The 14,386-nt window shown below is 68.5% G+C and carries 15 protein-coding genes and 1 tRNA gene; 5 read left to right on the top strand and 11 right to left on the bottom strand.

Going from position 1 to position 14,386, the window contains the following annotated elements:
• Positions 1-34 precede the first annotated feature (34 nt).
• The 6 genes from NFH66_RS10645 to bioB form a co-directional block, all read right to left on the bottom strand.
• Positions 35-119, bottom strand: a tRNA-Leu gene (locus NFH66_RS10645).
• A gap of 43 nt (positions 120-162) precedes the next feature.
• Positions 163-876 carry a dethiobiotin synthase gene (gene bioD, locus NFH66_RS10640; RefSeq protein WP_349610283.1) on the bottom strand — a complete coding sequence of 238 codons (714 nt, stop codon included), beginning with the start codon at positions 874-876 and terminating at the stop codon, positions 163-165.
• Position 877: 1 nt separating this feature from the next.
• On the bottom strand, positions 878-1,684 hold the full coding sequence (locus NFH66_RS10635; protein ID WP_349610282.1) for a methyltransferase domain-containing protein: 807 nt from the start codon (positions 1,682-1,684) through the stop codon (positions 878-880).
• Positions 1,681-2,427: an alpha/beta fold hydrolase gene (locus NFH66_RS10630; RefSeq protein WP_349610281.1), complete on the bottom strand. Its 747-nt coding sequence runs from the start codon at positions 2,425-2,427 to the stop codon at positions 1,681-1,683. The genes NFH66_RS10635 and NFH66_RS10630 overlap by 4 nt, the downstream gene beginning before the upstream one ends.
• Positions 2,424-3,596, bottom strand: a complete 1,173-nt coding sequence (gene bioF, locus NFH66_RS10625) for an 8-amino-7-oxononanoate synthase (RefSeq protein WP_349610280.1) — start codon at positions 3,594-3,596, stop codon at positions 2,424-2,426. Before bioF ends, NFH66_RS10630 begins: the two co-directional genes overlap by 4 nt.
• 14 nt (positions 3,597-3,610) lie before the next feature.
• Entirely contained in the window at positions 3,611-4,690 is a 1,080-nt protein-coding gene (bioB, locus tag NFH66_RS10620; protein ID WP_349611713.1) for a biotin synthase BioB, read from the bottom strand.
• Between the two features lie 150 nt (positions 4,691-4,840).
• On the opposite strand from bioB, the gene NFH66_RS10615 reads away from it, so the two are divergent.
• Together NFH66_RS10615 and NFH66_RS10610 are read left to right on the top strand one after the other, a co-directional pair.
• Positions 4,841-5,536 (top strand): ComFC family protein, encoded by a 696-nt coding sequence (locus NFH66_RS10615; RefSeq protein ID WP_349610279.1) that lies wholly within the window; start codon positions 4,841-4,843, stop codon positions 5,534-5,536.
• Positions 5,537-5,577: 41 nt separating this feature from the next.
• The gene (locus NFH66_RS10610; RefSeq protein WP_349610278.1) at positions 5,578-6,564 is read left to right on the top strand and encodes a serine/threonine protein kinase; all 987 of its coding nucleotides are present in this window, start codon (positions 5,578-5,580) and stop codon (positions 6,562-6,564) included.
• A gap of 45 nt (positions 6,565-6,609) precedes the next feature.
• Here NFH66_RS10610 and NFH66_RS10605 read toward each other — a convergent pair whose 3' ends face one another.
• On the bottom strand, positions 6,610-7,152 hold the full coding sequence (locus NFH66_RS10605; RefSeq protein WP_349610277.1) for a TraB/TrbI/VirB10 family type IV secretion system protein: 543 nt from the start codon (positions 7,150-7,152) through the stop codon (positions 6,610-6,612).
• Positions 7,153-7,414: 262 nt separating this feature from the next.
• Between NFH66_RS10605 and folE the strand changes: the two genes are divergently transcribed.
• From folE to NFH66_RS10590, 3 genes are all read left to right on the top strand, one after another.
• The gene (gene folE / locus NFH66_RS10600) at positions 7,415-7,972 is read left to right on the top strand and encodes a GTP cyclohydrolase I FolE (RefSeq protein ID WP_349610276.1); all 558 of its coding nucleotides are present in this window, start codon (positions 7,415-7,417) and stop codon (positions 7,970-7,972) included.
• A gap of 39 nt (positions 7,973-8,011) precedes the next feature.
• The gene (folX, locus tag NFH66_RS10595) at positions 8,012-8,413 is read left to right on the top strand and encodes a dihydroneopterin triphosphate 2'-epimerase (RefSeq protein ID WP_349610275.1); all 402 of its coding nucleotides are present in this window, start codon (positions 8,012-8,014) and stop codon (positions 8,411-8,413) included.
• Positions 8,414-8,622: 209 nt separating this feature from the next.
• Complete coding sequence (locus NFH66_RS10590; protein ID WP_349610274.1) at positions 8,623-10,080, top strand: NAD-dependent succinate-semialdehyde dehydrogenase; 1,458 nt, start codon at positions 8,623-8,625, stop codon at positions 10,078-10,080.
• Positions 10,081-10,319: 239 nt separating this feature from the next.
• Here the strand turns inward: NFH66_RS10590 and purH are convergent, their stop codons facing one another.
• The 4 genes from purH to prmA all read right to left on the bottom strand — a co-directional run bounded on the left by purH (position 10,320) and on the right by prmA (position 14,370).
• Positions 10,320-11,900, bottom strand: a complete 1,581-nt coding sequence (purH, locus tag NFH66_RS10585) for a bifunctional phosphoribosylaminoimidazolecarboxamide formyltransferase/IMP cyclohydrolase (protein WP_349610273.1) — start codon at positions 11,898-11,900, stop codon at positions 10,320-10,322.
• Positions 11,901-11,999: 99 nt separating this feature from the next.
• Positions 12,000-12,320 (bottom strand): DNA-binding transcriptional regulator Fis, encoded by a 321-nt coding sequence (fis, locus tag NFH66_RS10580; protein ID WP_349610272.1) that lies wholly within the window; start codon positions 12,318-12,320, stop codon positions 12,000-12,002.
• Positions 12,317-13,378 (bottom strand): tRNA dihydrouridine synthase DusB, encoded by a 1,062-nt coding sequence (gene dusB / locus NFH66_RS10575; protein ID WP_349610271.1) that lies wholly within the window; start codon positions 13,376-13,378, stop codon positions 12,317-12,319. The genes fis and dusB overlap by 4 nt, the downstream gene beginning before the upstream one ends.
• 77 nt (positions 13,379-13,455) lie before the next feature.
• Entirely contained in the window at positions 13,456-14,370 is a 915-nt protein-coding gene (prmA, locus tag NFH66_RS10570) for a 50S ribosomal protein L11 methyltransferase (protein ID WP_349610270.1), read from the bottom strand.
• Positions 14,371-14,386: the final 16 nt, after the last annotated feature.

Genomic DNA, 14,386 nt, shown 5'->3' with positions numbered 1-14,386 from the left:
CGCAAGCAGGAGAGGTCGTACCGGGAAACTGCGATGGTGCGGATGAGAGGACTTGAACCTCCACGCCCGAAGGCACCAGGACCTAAACCTGGCGTGTCTACCAATTCCACCACATCCGCACGGGTAGGCAGGCGTTGTATTTTACGGATGCCTTCCGGCAAGTCAATCGGCATCGGGGAGTTCCAGGTGTTCGGCGGCGGCCTCGGCCATGGCGCGAGGCGTGCCGGCGGATAACCGGGGGATCACGCCCAGGCAGGGAGCGGGCAGGTGGTGTGCGAGGGTCGCCAGGTTGTCGCGATAGAGGGCCTCGTCGGCGGCCGCATCGCAGCAGAACCCGGGATCCACCAGAGTGCCGACCCAGCCGGCCAGGCGCGGGCCATCGGTGGCGATCGCCTCACGGGTGAGCCGCGCGTGGCTGATGCTGCCCAGGCGCAGCCCCACCACCAGGATCACCGGCAGACTCAGGGCCACGGCCAGGCCAGCCAGGTCTTCGCGGTCGTTCAGCGGCACCCGCCAGCCGCCGGCGCCCTCTACCAGGGTGAGGTCGCGCTCCAGGGCCAGCAGGGGGGACAGCCAGTCGTGCAGGTCGGCCAGGCGTATTTCGGCCCCGGTGCGGCGTGCCGCCAGGTGCGGGGCGATGGCCGGTGCAAAGGCATGAGGGTTGACTGTCGCGTAGTTTACCTCGGGGTAGCAGTGGGCCTGCAGCGCAAGGGCGTCGGAGTTGCGTAAACCGCCGGGGGTAGTCTCGCTGCCCGAGGCGACGGGCTTCAGGCCCAGGGTGGTCAGGCCGCGGCGGCGGGCCAGGGCCAGCAGGCCACTGGCCACCAGGGTCTTGCCGGCGTCGGTATCGGTGCCGGTCACGAAGTAGGCGGGCATCTCAGCGTTCTAGCTCCAGGGTCAGCAGGTGGTAGGTCACGGGCAGCCCCGCGGGTTCGCGCAGGGCCTCATAGCGGCGTGTGGCGCGGGCCAGGTCGGCACGGGTGAGGCCTGCGCCCCTGGCGGCCTGGGCGCCCACGCCCTTGATGGAGGACATCACCGCGGCCAGGTCGGGATAGTGGAAGCGCTGGGTGGTGGCCCCCACGCCGATCCGCGAGAAGCCCGCCAGGCGTGCCGCGCGGTGATGATGATCGCTCGCGTGGAAAGGCAGCAGCGCGGCGGGCTGGCTGGGGCGTGACCAGGCCTTGCTCACCTCCGCCAGGGTGCCGGGCATCAGGGTGTTGATCAGCGCCCGACCGCCGGGGCGCAGCACGCGATGCAGCTCGGCCAGCACCGCCTCGAGATCCGGGCACCACTGCAGGGCGAGGTTGGAGAACACCAGGTCCAGGCCGGCGTCGGGGAGCGGCAGGGCGGCGGCATCGGCGCACAGCCAGTGGGCCCGGTGGCCATGCCGTTGGTGGGCTTCCTCGAGCATGCCCGGCGCCAGATCGAGACCGATGACCCGGCCTCCCTTGTGGTAGCGTCCGGCGAGGCGGACGCTCCAGTGGCCCGGGCCGCAGCCCAGGTCGAGGATATGCTGCGCCCGGTCAGGCAACCGTGACCAGAGGCGCTCACCCATGGCGCGCTGGGCCTCGGCGAGGCGCGCGTAGCGCGGTGCGGCCCGGGAGAATGCGTGGGCGACGCGTTGCTGCCAGTCGGTTGATGACGATGGGCCATGAACATGGGGCCGGGCGTTGGCAGCAGTCATGCCGGAGCCTCCTCGGCCGGCGACTCGAGGGGGGCCGTCATGTCGCCGGCCAAGGCGACGAGGGCCTCTGCCAGGGCGGCGGGGTGCGAGAGCATAGGGCAGTGGCCGGCGTTCTCCAGCACGCGGTCAGCCGTGGCTAGGGTCTCCTCGGCCAGCAACGGGTCGTGGCGGCCGGTGAGGCGGTGTATCGGGCAGGGGGCGTCTTTCAGGGCCTTGTCGACATCGAGCCCGGCGAGTTGGTCGAGGCCTGCGGCCAGGGTGGCGGCATCGACGTCGTCGCCGATCAGCTCGAGCAGTCGGCGGTGGGCACCCCGCGGGTCGGGCTCGCCGGAGAGTTGCCAGCGGAGGAAGTGGCGACGGGTCGCCACCGGATCTCGGGTGAAGGCGTGTCGGAAGGCGGCAAGCTCCCGATTCGACACCCCATCGGGGTGGCAGAAGCGCGGCCCCATGCCGAGCTGCACGAGTCCCCGAGGTGGAGACAGCGGCGCGGCCAGACGCTCCAGCAGGGCGGCGACCAGCAACCCGCCCAGCGACCACCCCACCCAGACCGCTTCCCTGGGCAGCTCGTCGGCCATGGCCGCGGCCAGTTGCTCCAGGCTGTCGGGCGATGCCAGCGGAGGGAGGCCCCCGTAGCCGGGCCAGTCGGGGGTGGTGACCGTCACGCCAAGCGGCCAGTGGTCGGCCAGCGGGCGCCAGATGCCGGCGTCGATGCCCCAGCCGGAGAGCAGCACCAGGGAGGTCATGGGGCGACCTCCCGCAGTCCGGCATCCCGGGCCTGGCAGGCCGCCAGCCCCTCGAGCAGGGCATCGAGATCGGCGTCGGTGTGGGCGGCGGAGAGCGTGATGCGCAGGCGCGCCTGGCCCCGGGGCACGGTGGGGGGGCGGATAGCACCGGTGGCGATGCCTCGTGCCGCAAGCCGCTCGGCCCAGCGCATCACGCGAGCGCCATCGCCTAACACCAGCGGCTGGATCGGCGTATGACTCTCGTGAAGTGGCAGCCCAAGGCGCCGCGCCTCGCGGCGGAAGCGCCGGATATGCGCCTGCAGCCGGCGGCGCCGTTCGGGCTCGGTGGCGAGGATCTCCAGTGCAGCCAGGGTCGCCGCCGCCACCCCCGGGGGCTGGGCCGTGGTGTAGACATAGGGGCGGGCGAACTGGATCAGGTGCTCGATGAGTGCCTCACTTCCCGCCACGAAGGCGCCGGCGGTGCCCAGCGCCTTGCCCAGGGTGCCCACCAGTACCGGTACCTCGTCGATGCCGTGGGTGCGGCCCACGCAGCCGTCACCGGCCTCGCCCAGCACGCCCAGGCCGTGGGCGTCGTCGACCATCAGCCAGGCAGCGTGGCGGCGCGTCGTCTCGATGAGACCGGAAATATCGGCGATGTCGCCGTCCATGCTGAAGACGCCATCGCTGACCACCAGCCGCGGGGCGTCGGCTGGGCAGCGGGCCAGCAGGCGGTCGAGGTCGGCCAGGTCAGCATGATGAAAGCGCCGCGAGACGGCGCCGGCGAGCCGAGCGCCATCCAGCAGCGAGGCGTGGTTGAGGCGGTCCTGGAACACCCGGGTCGTGACGTCGCAGAGCGCCTGCAGGGTGCCCAGGTTGGCCATGTAGCCGGTGGAGAAGAGTAGCGCACGGGGGCGGCCGGTGAGCGTGGCCAGTCGCGCCTCCAGCGCTGCGTGGACCTCGAGGTGCCCGCTCACCAGGTGCGAGGCCCGGGCACCCGCGCCGTAGCGCCGTGCCCCTTGGGCCATGGCCTCGGCCAGCCGCGGATCCCGGGCCAGGCCCAGGTAGTCGTTGCCGGCGAAGTCCAGCGGGGCGGTGCCCGCGGAGAGGGTGCGGCGCTGGCGCCACAGGCCTCGCTCCCGGTGTGCACCGGCACGCTCGGCGAGCCGGCGCGACCAGTCGTGGTTGGCCATGTCCAGGCTCATTGTCAGGCGCCGCTGGCGCTGCCGGCATCAAAGGCGAGCTCTGCGGCCCGGTCGGCGGCTCGCCGTACCGCCTGGCGGGCCAGTTCGGCCTCGAGGCTGGCCACCACATTGGCCTGAGCCTGGTCGTCATCGACGCAGGTGTCTCTGCGCTCGGGATGCAGGCCGAGCCTGGCGAACAGTGCCCGGTCGCGCTCGGCCTGGGGGTTGGTGGTGGTCAGCAGCCGCTCGCCGTAGAAGATCGAGTTGGCCCCCGCCAGGAAGGCCAGCGCCTGGGTTGAATCATCCATCTGCTCGCGGCCGGCGGAGAGCCGCACGTGGCTCTTTGGCATCAGGATGCGTGCCACGGCGATGGCGCGGATGAACGCGATGGGGTCGAGGTCGGGGGTGTTCTCGAGGGGCGTGCCGGGGACCTTGACCAGCATGTTGATGGGCACCGACTCCGGGTGCGGGTCGAGACGCGCCAGCTGCTGAAGCAGGGCGGCGCGGTCGCGGGGCGCCTCGCCCATGCCCAATATCCCGCCGGCGCACACCTTCATGCCCGCGTCGCGCACATGGTCAAGGGTCGCCAGGCGGTCGGCGTAGCTGCGGGTGGTGATGATCTCGCCGTAGTACTCCGGCGAGGTGTCGAGGTTGTGGTTGTAGTAGTCGAGACCGGCCTCGGCCAGGCGCCCGGCCTGAGCGCCATCGACCATGCCGAGCGTCATGCAGGTCTCGAGCCCCAGCGCCTTGACCCGGCGTACCATCTCCAGCACTACCTCGAGGTCGCGCTCCCGCGGGCTCTTCCAGGCCGCCCCCATGCAGAAGCGGCTAGCACCGGCCGCCTGTGCCGCGCGTGCCTGCTCCACCACCTTGTCGATCTCCAGCAGCTTCTCCTTGCCCAGCCCGGTGTTGTAGTGCCCCGACTGCGGGCAGTACTTGCAGTCCTCGGGGCAGGCGCCGGTCTTGATCGAGAGCAGGGTCGAGACCTGCACGGCGTTGGGGTCGAAGTGCGCGCGATGCACCCGTTGGGCCCGGAACAGCAGATCGTTGAAGGGCAGGGCGAAGAGGGCTTCGATCTCGTCGAGGCGCCAGTCGTGGCGCATCTCGGTTGGGGTGGCTAGGGTCTGGGTATTGGCTGCGCAAGATGGCGCTGTCGGGGACATGAGGATTCGCCTTTGGTCAACTTTGAGTTTGGCAAGAAGTTGACGGATAGCTTACGGCCCGAGCATTCTCTGTCAACCAAAATTGATAGAGTGGTCGACAGTGTCCTGCGTCGTGCCCTCCCGGGGCGCTGTATCTTCTGCCTGGCCCCGGCCCACGCCGAGCGGCCCTGGTGTCAAGCCTGCTTCGAGGGGCTGCCGTGGAACCTGCCTGCCTGTCCCAGGTGTGCCGAGCCCCAGCCCGACGCATGGCGCGGTCGGACGTGTGGTGCCTGCCTGCGCCGGCCACCGGCCTTCGTGGGCGCGCGGGTGCCGCTGCGCTACACCGACGAGGTCGCCTGGCTGGTGCGGCGCTTCAAGTTCCAGGCCTCCCCGCGCGCCGGGATGGTGCTGCTGGCGCTGCTGGACGAGGCGCTGAGCGAGGAGGCGAGGGCGTGGCCCCAGGCGCTGGTGCCGGTACCACTGCATGCGCATCGCGCCCGTGGGCGCGGCTTCGACCAGGCCGAGTGGCTGGCGGCCCGACTGGCCAGGCGGCTGGGAGTGCCGCTGCTGTGTGGCCGACGCCTGCGTGATACGCCCAGCCAGCGAGGGCTCGATCGCCGCGAGCGGCGGGCCAACCTGCGCGGGGGCTTCCGGATGGCGGCCCCCCTGCCGGCGCGTGTGGCACTGCTCGACGATGTGATGACGACCGGTGCGACCTTGGAGGCCCTGGCGCGGGCCTGCCTGGCCACAGGGGCCGAGGAGGTGGAGGCCTGGGCGGTGGCGCGCACCCCCCTGGGGGAAGTATGAGCAAAAACTTCTAGAGTGGGGCTTTCTCTGGAGGATGGACCATGGACGCCGATCAGCACCCCTTCTCCACGCTGTCGCCCGCCCGGGTCGTGGCGGCCATCGAGTCACTGGGCTTCTGGCTGCCCGGCGAACCCTTCGCGCTGAACAGCTACGAGAACCGCGTGTACTTGGTCCACGACGACGAGCGCCGTCGCTGGGTGGCCAAGTTCTATCGTCCCGAACGCTGGAGCGATGCGCGCATCCAGGAGGAGCACGACTTCCTGGCCGAGCTGGCTGCCGAAGAGGTGGCGGTGGCTGCGCCCTGGTGTGATGACGCGGGGCGCAGCCTGCAGCGGGCCGAGGGTTTCCGCTTCGCGCTCTTTCCCCAGCTGCCGGGCCAAGCGCCCGAGCTTGCGAATCCCGCCCACCTGTTTGCCCTGGGCGAACTGATCGGCAGCGTGCACGCGGTGGGCGAGCGGCAGCCCTTCAGGCATCGCGGCGCCATGGACCTGGATGGCATGGTGTGCGAGGCCCGCGAGCGCGTGCTCGCCGGCCCCTGGCTGGGTCGCCTTCAGCGTCAGGCCTACGAGCACGTCACAACGGCGTTGCATGAGTCGCTGGCGGCGTATTGCTGGGCCCCCGAGCAGGCGATGCGCGTCCATGGTGACTGCCATATCGGCAATATCCTGGGCCGCGACGAGCACTTCGCGCTGGTGGATTTCGACGACTGCCTGATGGCCCCGGCGGTGCAGGACCTATGGATGTTGATCACGGCACAGGCCCCCGAGGAGCGGCACATGCAGCTCTCGGAGGTGATGGAGGGCTACGAGCAGCACCGCGAGTTCGACCGTCGCGAGCTGGCCTTGGTCGAGCCACTGCGCACCCTTCGCCTGCTGCGCCATAGCGCCTGGCTGGTCTCGCGCTGGGAGGACCCGGCCTTTCCTGTCGCCTTTCCCTGGCTGGCCGATGCCGGCTACTGGGATGAGCATATCAGGACCCTGGAGCAGCAGCGTCAGGCGCTGGAGCGTTCGCCGCGCTGGCTGGCCTGAAACGACCACGCCCCGGGATCGGGGGCGTGGTGGCGGTGGGGCGGGTCAGTCGGCGTCGGGATCCGGCGCCTCGGCGGGGATCGGGTTGGCCACGCCCTCGCCGTTGGCCTGGCGGCGCTCGATATTGATCTGTTCGGAGGGGTTGGCCTGCTCCTCGATGACCAGGTCGCTGGCCAGTTGGAGCTCGAAGCCGTGTTCCGGGGAGAGTTCGCAGCGGCCGTCCTGGCAGGCATCGATGCCGAAGTTGCCATCGCTGTCGTAGGCTGCGGCGGAGATCTCGCCACTATAGATATGGCTGTCGCTGCCGTCGGTGTCGATGCAGGTGACGCTGGAGGTGGTGATGCGGATGCGCTCGCCATCGAGTTGCGCATCGCCGACCACCACGCAGTAGTCGGGCACCTGGTGGCTACCACTGCCATCGGCTACCGGACGCAGCAGGATATCGTCCTGGCGAGGCGTTTCGGCATCGAGGCGCAACGACTCGACCACCTGCATTTCCAGGCGGGCATCGACGGGGAGCTCCAGGGTGGTGGCGAAGGCCAGGGAGGGGGCCAGCAGGAGGCCCAGCAGCAGGGGTGTCTTGGTCATGTCGGGCTCTCGCGGAAAGATCTGCACAGCATGAAAGATTGCATAATATCACAGCCTGACGCATCGACTCACCGCTCGCTTGCGGGTGCGGCAGGATGTCGCGTGGCGTGGCACGGCGAGAATGCGTCGGTTGAGGTGCCGAAAGGGGGCGGCGGACTGCTAGACTATGGGCTTGGAGTGACAGGAACTTGTACAAAAAATTATTTTTGTACATTTAGTGTACATTACAACTGGTAATCAGTGACGACCTGATGGGGCCCCCATGACAGAAGAGCTCGCCAACCACTATCGGCAGATCATCCTCGCACTGGGCGAGGATCCCGGGCGGGAGGGCCTGCGTGACACACCCAAGCGCGCCGCCAAGGCCATGCAGTTCCTGAACCGCGGTTATCTCCAGTCGCTGGAAGAGATCGTCAATGGCGCCGTCTTCGCCTCGGAGACCGACGAGATGGTGCTGGTCAAGGACATCGAGCTCTACTCCATGTGCGAGCACCACCTGCTGCCCTTCATCGGCAAGTGCCATATCGCCTACCTGCCCGAGGGCAAGGTGCTGGGGCTTTCCAAGTTCGCGCGCATCGTCGACATGTTCGCCCGGCGCATGCAGATCCAGGAGAACCTCACCCGGCAGATCGCCGAGGCCGTCCAGGAGGTGACCGGAGCCCGTGGCGTGGGAGTGGTAATCGAGGCCCGCCATCTGTGCATGATGATGCGCGGTGTCGAGAAGCAGAACTCCAGCATGACCTCCTCGGTGATGCTCGGCGCCTTCCGACAGAACCAGTCGACCCGTCAGGAGTTCCTGACGCTGATCAACGGGCGCTGAATCCCGGCGCATACTCTCGAGAGCCGAGGAGGGCCGGCCATGCCGCTGCACGCCATCGACGACCAGCACTTCGACCACGACCTGGCGACCATTCGTATCAAGAATCTTCGCCTGCGCACCCATATCGGAATCAAGGAAGAGGAGATCCAGAACCGCCAGGACGTGGTGATCAACGCGGTGATCCGCTATCGCGCCGACAAGGCGGTGGCGTTCAACCACATCGAGCAGGCATTGAACTACCGCACGATCACCAAGCAGATGATCGCCCATGTCGAGGAGAACCGTTTCCTGCTGCTCGAACGCATGACCCGCGAGGTGCTCGACCTGATCATGGCCCACGAGCAGGTGTTGACCGCCCAGGTCGAGATCGACAAGCCCCACGCCCTGCGCTTCGCCGACTCGGTTTCCATCACCCTTTCCGAGAGCCGTCAGCTTCGTTGAGAGAGCCGTCAGCTTGGTTGGGAGAGCCGTCAGTTTGGTTGGGAGAGCCGTCAGCTTGGTTGAGAGAGCCGTCAGCTTGGTTGAGAGAGCCGCAAGCCGCGTTAAATGCCGGCGCGGGAAAAGGAGGGGGCCCGCGCTTGGAGTGCCGGGGCTTTTGCGCTTAGCATGAGGGCAAGCCGACCAGTGCCGCGATGCGGCGGGAGAACATCATGCAAGCCCTCAAGGAAACGCAACTCTACTGCCCCTTCGCCTATATCGACGGCAGTTGGGTCGCCGCGGACAGCGGCGAACAGATCCAGGTCGTCAACCCGGCCACCGGCGAGGCCATGGGGGACGTGCCACGCCTGGGGCGTGCCGAGACCGAGCGCGCCATCGAGGCTGCCCATGCGGCCCTGCCCGCCTGGAAGGGGCTGAGCGCCCTGGAGCGTGCCGACATCCTGATGAGGTGGTACGAGCTGATGCTCGAGCACCAGGATGATCTGGCCATGATCATGACCTTCGAACAGGGCAAGCCACTCAAGGAAGCCGCCGGCGAGATCGCCTATGCCGCGAGCTTCCTGCGCTGGTTCGCCGAGGAGGCGCGGCGCGTCTACGGCGAGACCATTCCCGCCGCCAAGGGTAGCCAGCGGATCGTGGTGACCAAGCAGCCGGTGGGCGTGGTCGGGGCCATCACCCCCTGGAATTTCCCGGCCGCGATGATCACCCGCAAGGCGGGCGCGGCGCTGGCCGCGGGCTGCACCATCGTGATCAAGCCGGCCAGCCAGACCCCGTTCTCCGCCACGGCCCTGGCCAAGCTCGCCGAGCGGGCCGGCGTGCCCCGCGGCGTGTTCAACGTGGTGCCGGGGCGTGCCAGCGAGATCGCCGCGGCCATGACCGAGTCGCCGCTGGTGCGCAAGATCACCTTTACCGGCTCCACGGAGGTGGGGCGCGAGCTGATGGCCCAGGCCTCCCGACACATCCAGAAGATCTCCCTGGAGCTCGGCGGCAACGCGCCTTTCATCGTTTTCGAGGATGCCGACCTGGACGCCGCGGTGGAGGGCGCCATGGCCGCCAAGTTCCGCAACGCCGGTCAGACCTGCGTGTGCACCAATCGCTTCCTGGTGCAGTCCAGCGTCGTCAACGCCTTCTGCGAGAAGCTCGCCGTGGCCATGAACAGCGAGCTCAGGGTGGGTGACGGCACCCAGCCCGATATCAACATCGGCCCGCTGATCGATGACAAGGCGGTGGCCAAGGTGAGCGAGCACGTCCAGGACGCCGTGGACAAGGGGGCCGAGCTGCTGCTGGGGGGCCACCCGCACCCGCTGGGCGGCAACTTCTTCACGCCGACCCTGATCAGCTTCGCCACCGATCAGATGAAGGTGGCGAAGGAGGAGACCTTCGGCCCGTTGGCCGCGGTGTTCCCCTTCGACGACGAGGAGAGCGTGGTGGCGATGGCCAACGATACCGAGTATGGCCTCGCCGCCTACTTCTACTCCCGTGACCTGGGGCGCGTGTGGCGCGTCGCCGACGCCCTGGAGTACGGCATGGTGGGCATCAATACCGGGCTGATCTCCAACGCCACTGCCCCCTTCGGCGGGGTCAAGGCGTCTGGCCTGGGGCGCGAGGGTGGCCACCAGGGGCTGGAGGAGTTCCTGGAGACCAAGTACCTCTGCATCGATCTCGGATAACAGGGACAAGGTTCAAGGAGCAAGGGATAAGCGGCTTGTCGACGGGCCGCTATTCCGTTCACGAAAAAACCCACTCGACCGTACGGTTGAGTGGGTTTTTTTTCGATGGCTGTCGAGATGTCGGGATGGCAGCAAGAAGCTTCGGCACTATCATTCCTTGCTCCTTGCTCCTTGCTCCTTGCTCCTTGCTCCTTGCTCCTTGCTCCTTGCTCCTTGCTCCTTGGCGCTCGCCGCCGGCGTCAGTGCCTGAAGTGGCGCATGCCGGTGAACACCATGGCGATGCCGGCCTCGTTGGCGGCGTCGATCACCTCCTGGTCGCGCATGGAGCCGCCGGGCTGGATCACCGCGGCGATGCCGGCGGCGGCGGCGGCGTCGATGCCGTCACGGAAGGGGAAGAAGGCGTCGCTGGCCATCACTGAGCCGGGCACTGAGAGTCCCTCATCGGCGGCCTTGATGCCGGCGATCCTGGCCGAGTAGACGCGGCTCATCTGGCCGGCGCCCACGCCGATGGTCTGGCCATCCTTGGCGTAGACGATGGCGTTGGACTTGACGTACTTGGCCACCTTCCAGGCGAAGGCCAGATCGCGCAGCTCCTGTTCGGTGGGCACGCGCTCGCTGACCACGGTGAGTTCGTCGCGGCCGACCATGCCCAGGTCGCGGTCCTGGACTAGCAGGCCGCCGGTGACCCGCTTGAAGTCGTGGGCATGACCACGGCTGCCGGGCCAGTGAGCCCCGACGTCGAGCAGGCGCACGTTCTGCTTCTCGGCGATGATCTCGGCGGCTGCGGGGGCGACCCCGGGGGCGATGATCACCTCGACGAACTGGCGGTCGATGATCGCCCGGGCGGTCTCGGCATCCAGCGGCACGTTGAAGGCGATGATGCCGCCGAAGGCGCTGGTGGGGTCGGTGGCGAAGGCCTTGTCGTAGGCTTCCCGGGCACTGGCGCCCAGCGCCACGCCACACGGGTTGGCGTGCTTGACGATCACGCAGGCGGTGTCGGTGAAGGCCTTGACGCACTCGAAGGCGGCGTCGGTGTCGGCGACGTTGTTGAAGGAGAGCGCCTTGCCATTGAGCTGCACGGCGGTCGCCACGCTGGGCTCGCTGGCATCGGCCTCGACATAGAAGGCCGCGTTCTGGTGCGGGTTCTCGCCGTAGCGCATGGCCTGCTTCTTCTCGAACTGCAGGTTGTAGGTGCGCGGGAAGCCATCCTCGCCGCCGGGAACGCGCTGGCCGAGGTAGTCGGCGATGGCGGCGTCGTAGCCGGCGGTGTGCTCGAAGGCCTTCACCGCCAGGTCGAAGCGGGTGGCATCACTCACCGCACCGTCCTGGGCGGCGATCTCACCCAGCACCCGGGCGTAGTCACCGGCGTCCACCACGATGGTGGTGTGGGCGTGGTTCTTGGCGCAGGCGCGCACCATGGTGGGGCCACCGATATCGATGTTCTCGATGGCGTCGGCGAGGGTGCAGTCGGGGCGTGCCACGGTCTGGGCGAAGGGGTAGAGGTTGACCACCACCATGTCGATGGGGTCGATGCCGTGTTCCGCCATCACCGCATCGTCCTGGCCGCGACGGCCGAGGATGCCGCCATGGATCTTCGGGTGCAGGGTCTTGACGCGGCCGTCCATGATCTCGGGGAAACCGGTGTGCTCGGAGACCTCGGTCACCGCGATGCCGTTCTCCTGGAGCAGGCGGAAGGTGCCGCCGGTGGAGAGCAGCTCGACACCATGCTCGGACAGGCCGCGGGCGAAGTCGATGATGCCGGTCTTGTCGGAGACGCTGATCAGGGCGCGGCGAACCGGGGTGGGGGAGGCTTGGGCCATGGGGACACTCTCTTGACGTCTGTGGCGATGGATGGAAGGAGCGGAAAGTCGCGGTGGCGGGTCGGGTGACGCGCCGAAGGGAGCCTGGGGCTCCCTTCGTCATATCAGGTCATATTGCTTGAGTTTCTTGCGCAGGGTGCCGCGATTGAGGCCGAGCATCTCGGCGGCACGCGTCTGGTTGCCCTGGGTGTGCTCGAGCACCGAGGCGAGCAGCGGGGCCTCGACCTCGGCCATCACCATGGCGTAGAGCCCGGTGACGTCGCCACCATCCAGGTGGGCAAAATAGCGGCGCATGGAGAGCTCCACCGCCTCGCGGAGCGGCTGATGGCCGCCCTCCTGTGTGGCGAGGTCTGGTGAGGTGTCATCCAGTTGGCGGCCTGTCGATAGCTCTGGGTCGGAGGGAAGGGCTTGGCTGGTCATGCGGCTCGTGTTCCTTTCGCGGTCGCACCCGGCTCGTCAGGCGCAGGGGCCGATGAGCGGGCATGACCAAAGAGGTCGTCGATGAAACGGTGCTGTTCGGCAGTGCTCTCGAGGCGATTGAAATGCCCCTTGAGCTCGCGGCACTGGGCGTCGCGGAGGCGGACATCGCCGGCCAGGTACCAGCCGACGTGCTTGCGTGCGATACGCACACCCATGGTGTCGCCATAGAAATCGTGGAGCGCGTCCAGATGGTCGCGCAGTACCCCGGCACGCTCGTCGTCGCTCGGCGGCGGCAGCGGTTTGCCATGGCGCAGATAATGATTGATCTCGCGAAAGATCCAAGGGTTGCCCTGGGCGCCACGCCCGACCATCACCGCATCCGCTCCAGTATAGTCGAGGACCTCGGCGGCCTTCTCGGGGGAGTCGATATCGCCGTTGGCGAACACCGGAATCCTCACCGCCGCCTTGATGGCGGCGATGGTGTCGTATTCGGCATGGCCGGTGTAGCGCTGCTGGCGGTGGCGGCCGTGCACCGCCAGGGCCTGGATGCCCGCGTCCTCGGCGAGGCGCGCGATGCGCAGGCCATTGTTGCTCTCGGCACACCAGCCGGTGCGGATCTTCAGGGTCACCGGCACGTCCACCGCCGCCACCACGGCGGCAAGGATCTCGGCGACCAGCGCCTCGTCACGCAGCAGGGCGGAACCGGCGGCCTTGTTGCACACCTTCTTGGCCGGGCAGCCCATGTTGATGTCGATGATCTCGGCGCCCTGAGCGGCGTTGAGGCGGGCGGCCTCGGCGAGCATGCTGGCGTCGCCGCCGGCGATCTGTACGCTGCGTGGCCCCGGCTCGCCGCGGTGATCCATGCGCAGCCGGGACTTGCGGGTGTGCCACAGGCTGGGGTCCGAGGTGACCATCTCGCCCACCACCAGTCCGGCCCCCAACTGGCGACACAGCTGCCGGAAGGGGCGGTCGGTGACACCGGCCATGGGCGCCAGGATGGCGCGGTTGGGCAGGGCATGATCACCGATGCGGGGCAATGACGGGCTGGAGTCGGACATGGCTCGGGGCAGTGGCGTCAGGAGGGGGCATATCATACGCCCCCCGTCGGGCAGGGTGAAGTGGCGGTCGGGGCGCGCTAGCTCGGCCGACGGCCGGTCAGGCGAACCCACCCCTCGCGGGTGACCGGCTCATCCATCCGCAGGCCCTGCTCGAGATAGGCCTGGAGAACCTCCTCGGCCTGGGCCGCGAGGATGCCGGAGAGCGCCAGGCGCCCGCCGGGGGCAACATGGCCGGCGATCATCGGCGCCATCTCGACCAGTAGCCCGGCGAGGATGTTGGCCACCACGATGGGGAAGGCCTCGTCATCGGCGAGTTGTTCGGGATAGCAGAGGCGCAGGGCGGGCTCCGCCACGTCGTTGCGTTCGGCATTGTCGCGGCTGGCGGTGAGCGCCTGGGGGTCGATATCGGTGCCCGTCGCGCTGGCGGCCCCGAGCTTGAGGGCGGCGATGGCCAGGATGCCCGAGCCGGTGCCCACGTCGAGAATCGCCTGGCCGTCGAGGGCCTCGCTGACGGCCAGGCCGTCGAGCCAGGCCAGGCAGAGCGCGGTGGTGGGGTGGGTGCCGGTGCCGAAGGCCAGCCCCGGATCAAGGTGCAGGTTGACCGCGCTGGGCTCCGGGGGCTCATGCCAGCTGGGGACGATCCATAGCCGTTGACCCATCTGCAGCGGCTTGAAGTCGTCCATCCACTCGCGCTCCCAGTCGCGGTCGGCGAGCAGTTCGGTCTCGATCTCGGGGCAGGGCTCCTCGGGCAGCTCGGCAGCCCAGGCCTGGTGCACTCGCTCGAGCATTGCCTCGACTCCCTCGAGGTCGTCGTAGAGGCCGGTAAGCACCGTTTCGTGCCACAGCGGGGTGCTGCCGCGCTCCGGCTCGAACACGGGGTCGTCGTGGGCGTCCTGGAGGGTGATGGCGGTGGCGCCCTCGGCGAGCAGCAGCTCCTCGAGGGTCTCGGCCTGTTCCGGGGCGATATGGGCCTTGAGTTGCAGCCAGGGCATGGGATCTCCGTTTGGC

The organism is Halomonas sp. H10-9-1, assembly GCF_040147005.1.
Classification (GTDB): domain Bacteria; phylum Pseudomonadota; class Gammaproteobacteria; order Pseudomonadales; family Halomonadaceae; genus Halomonas.
This window is presented reverse-complemented; position numbering and strand designations above follow the sequence as displayed.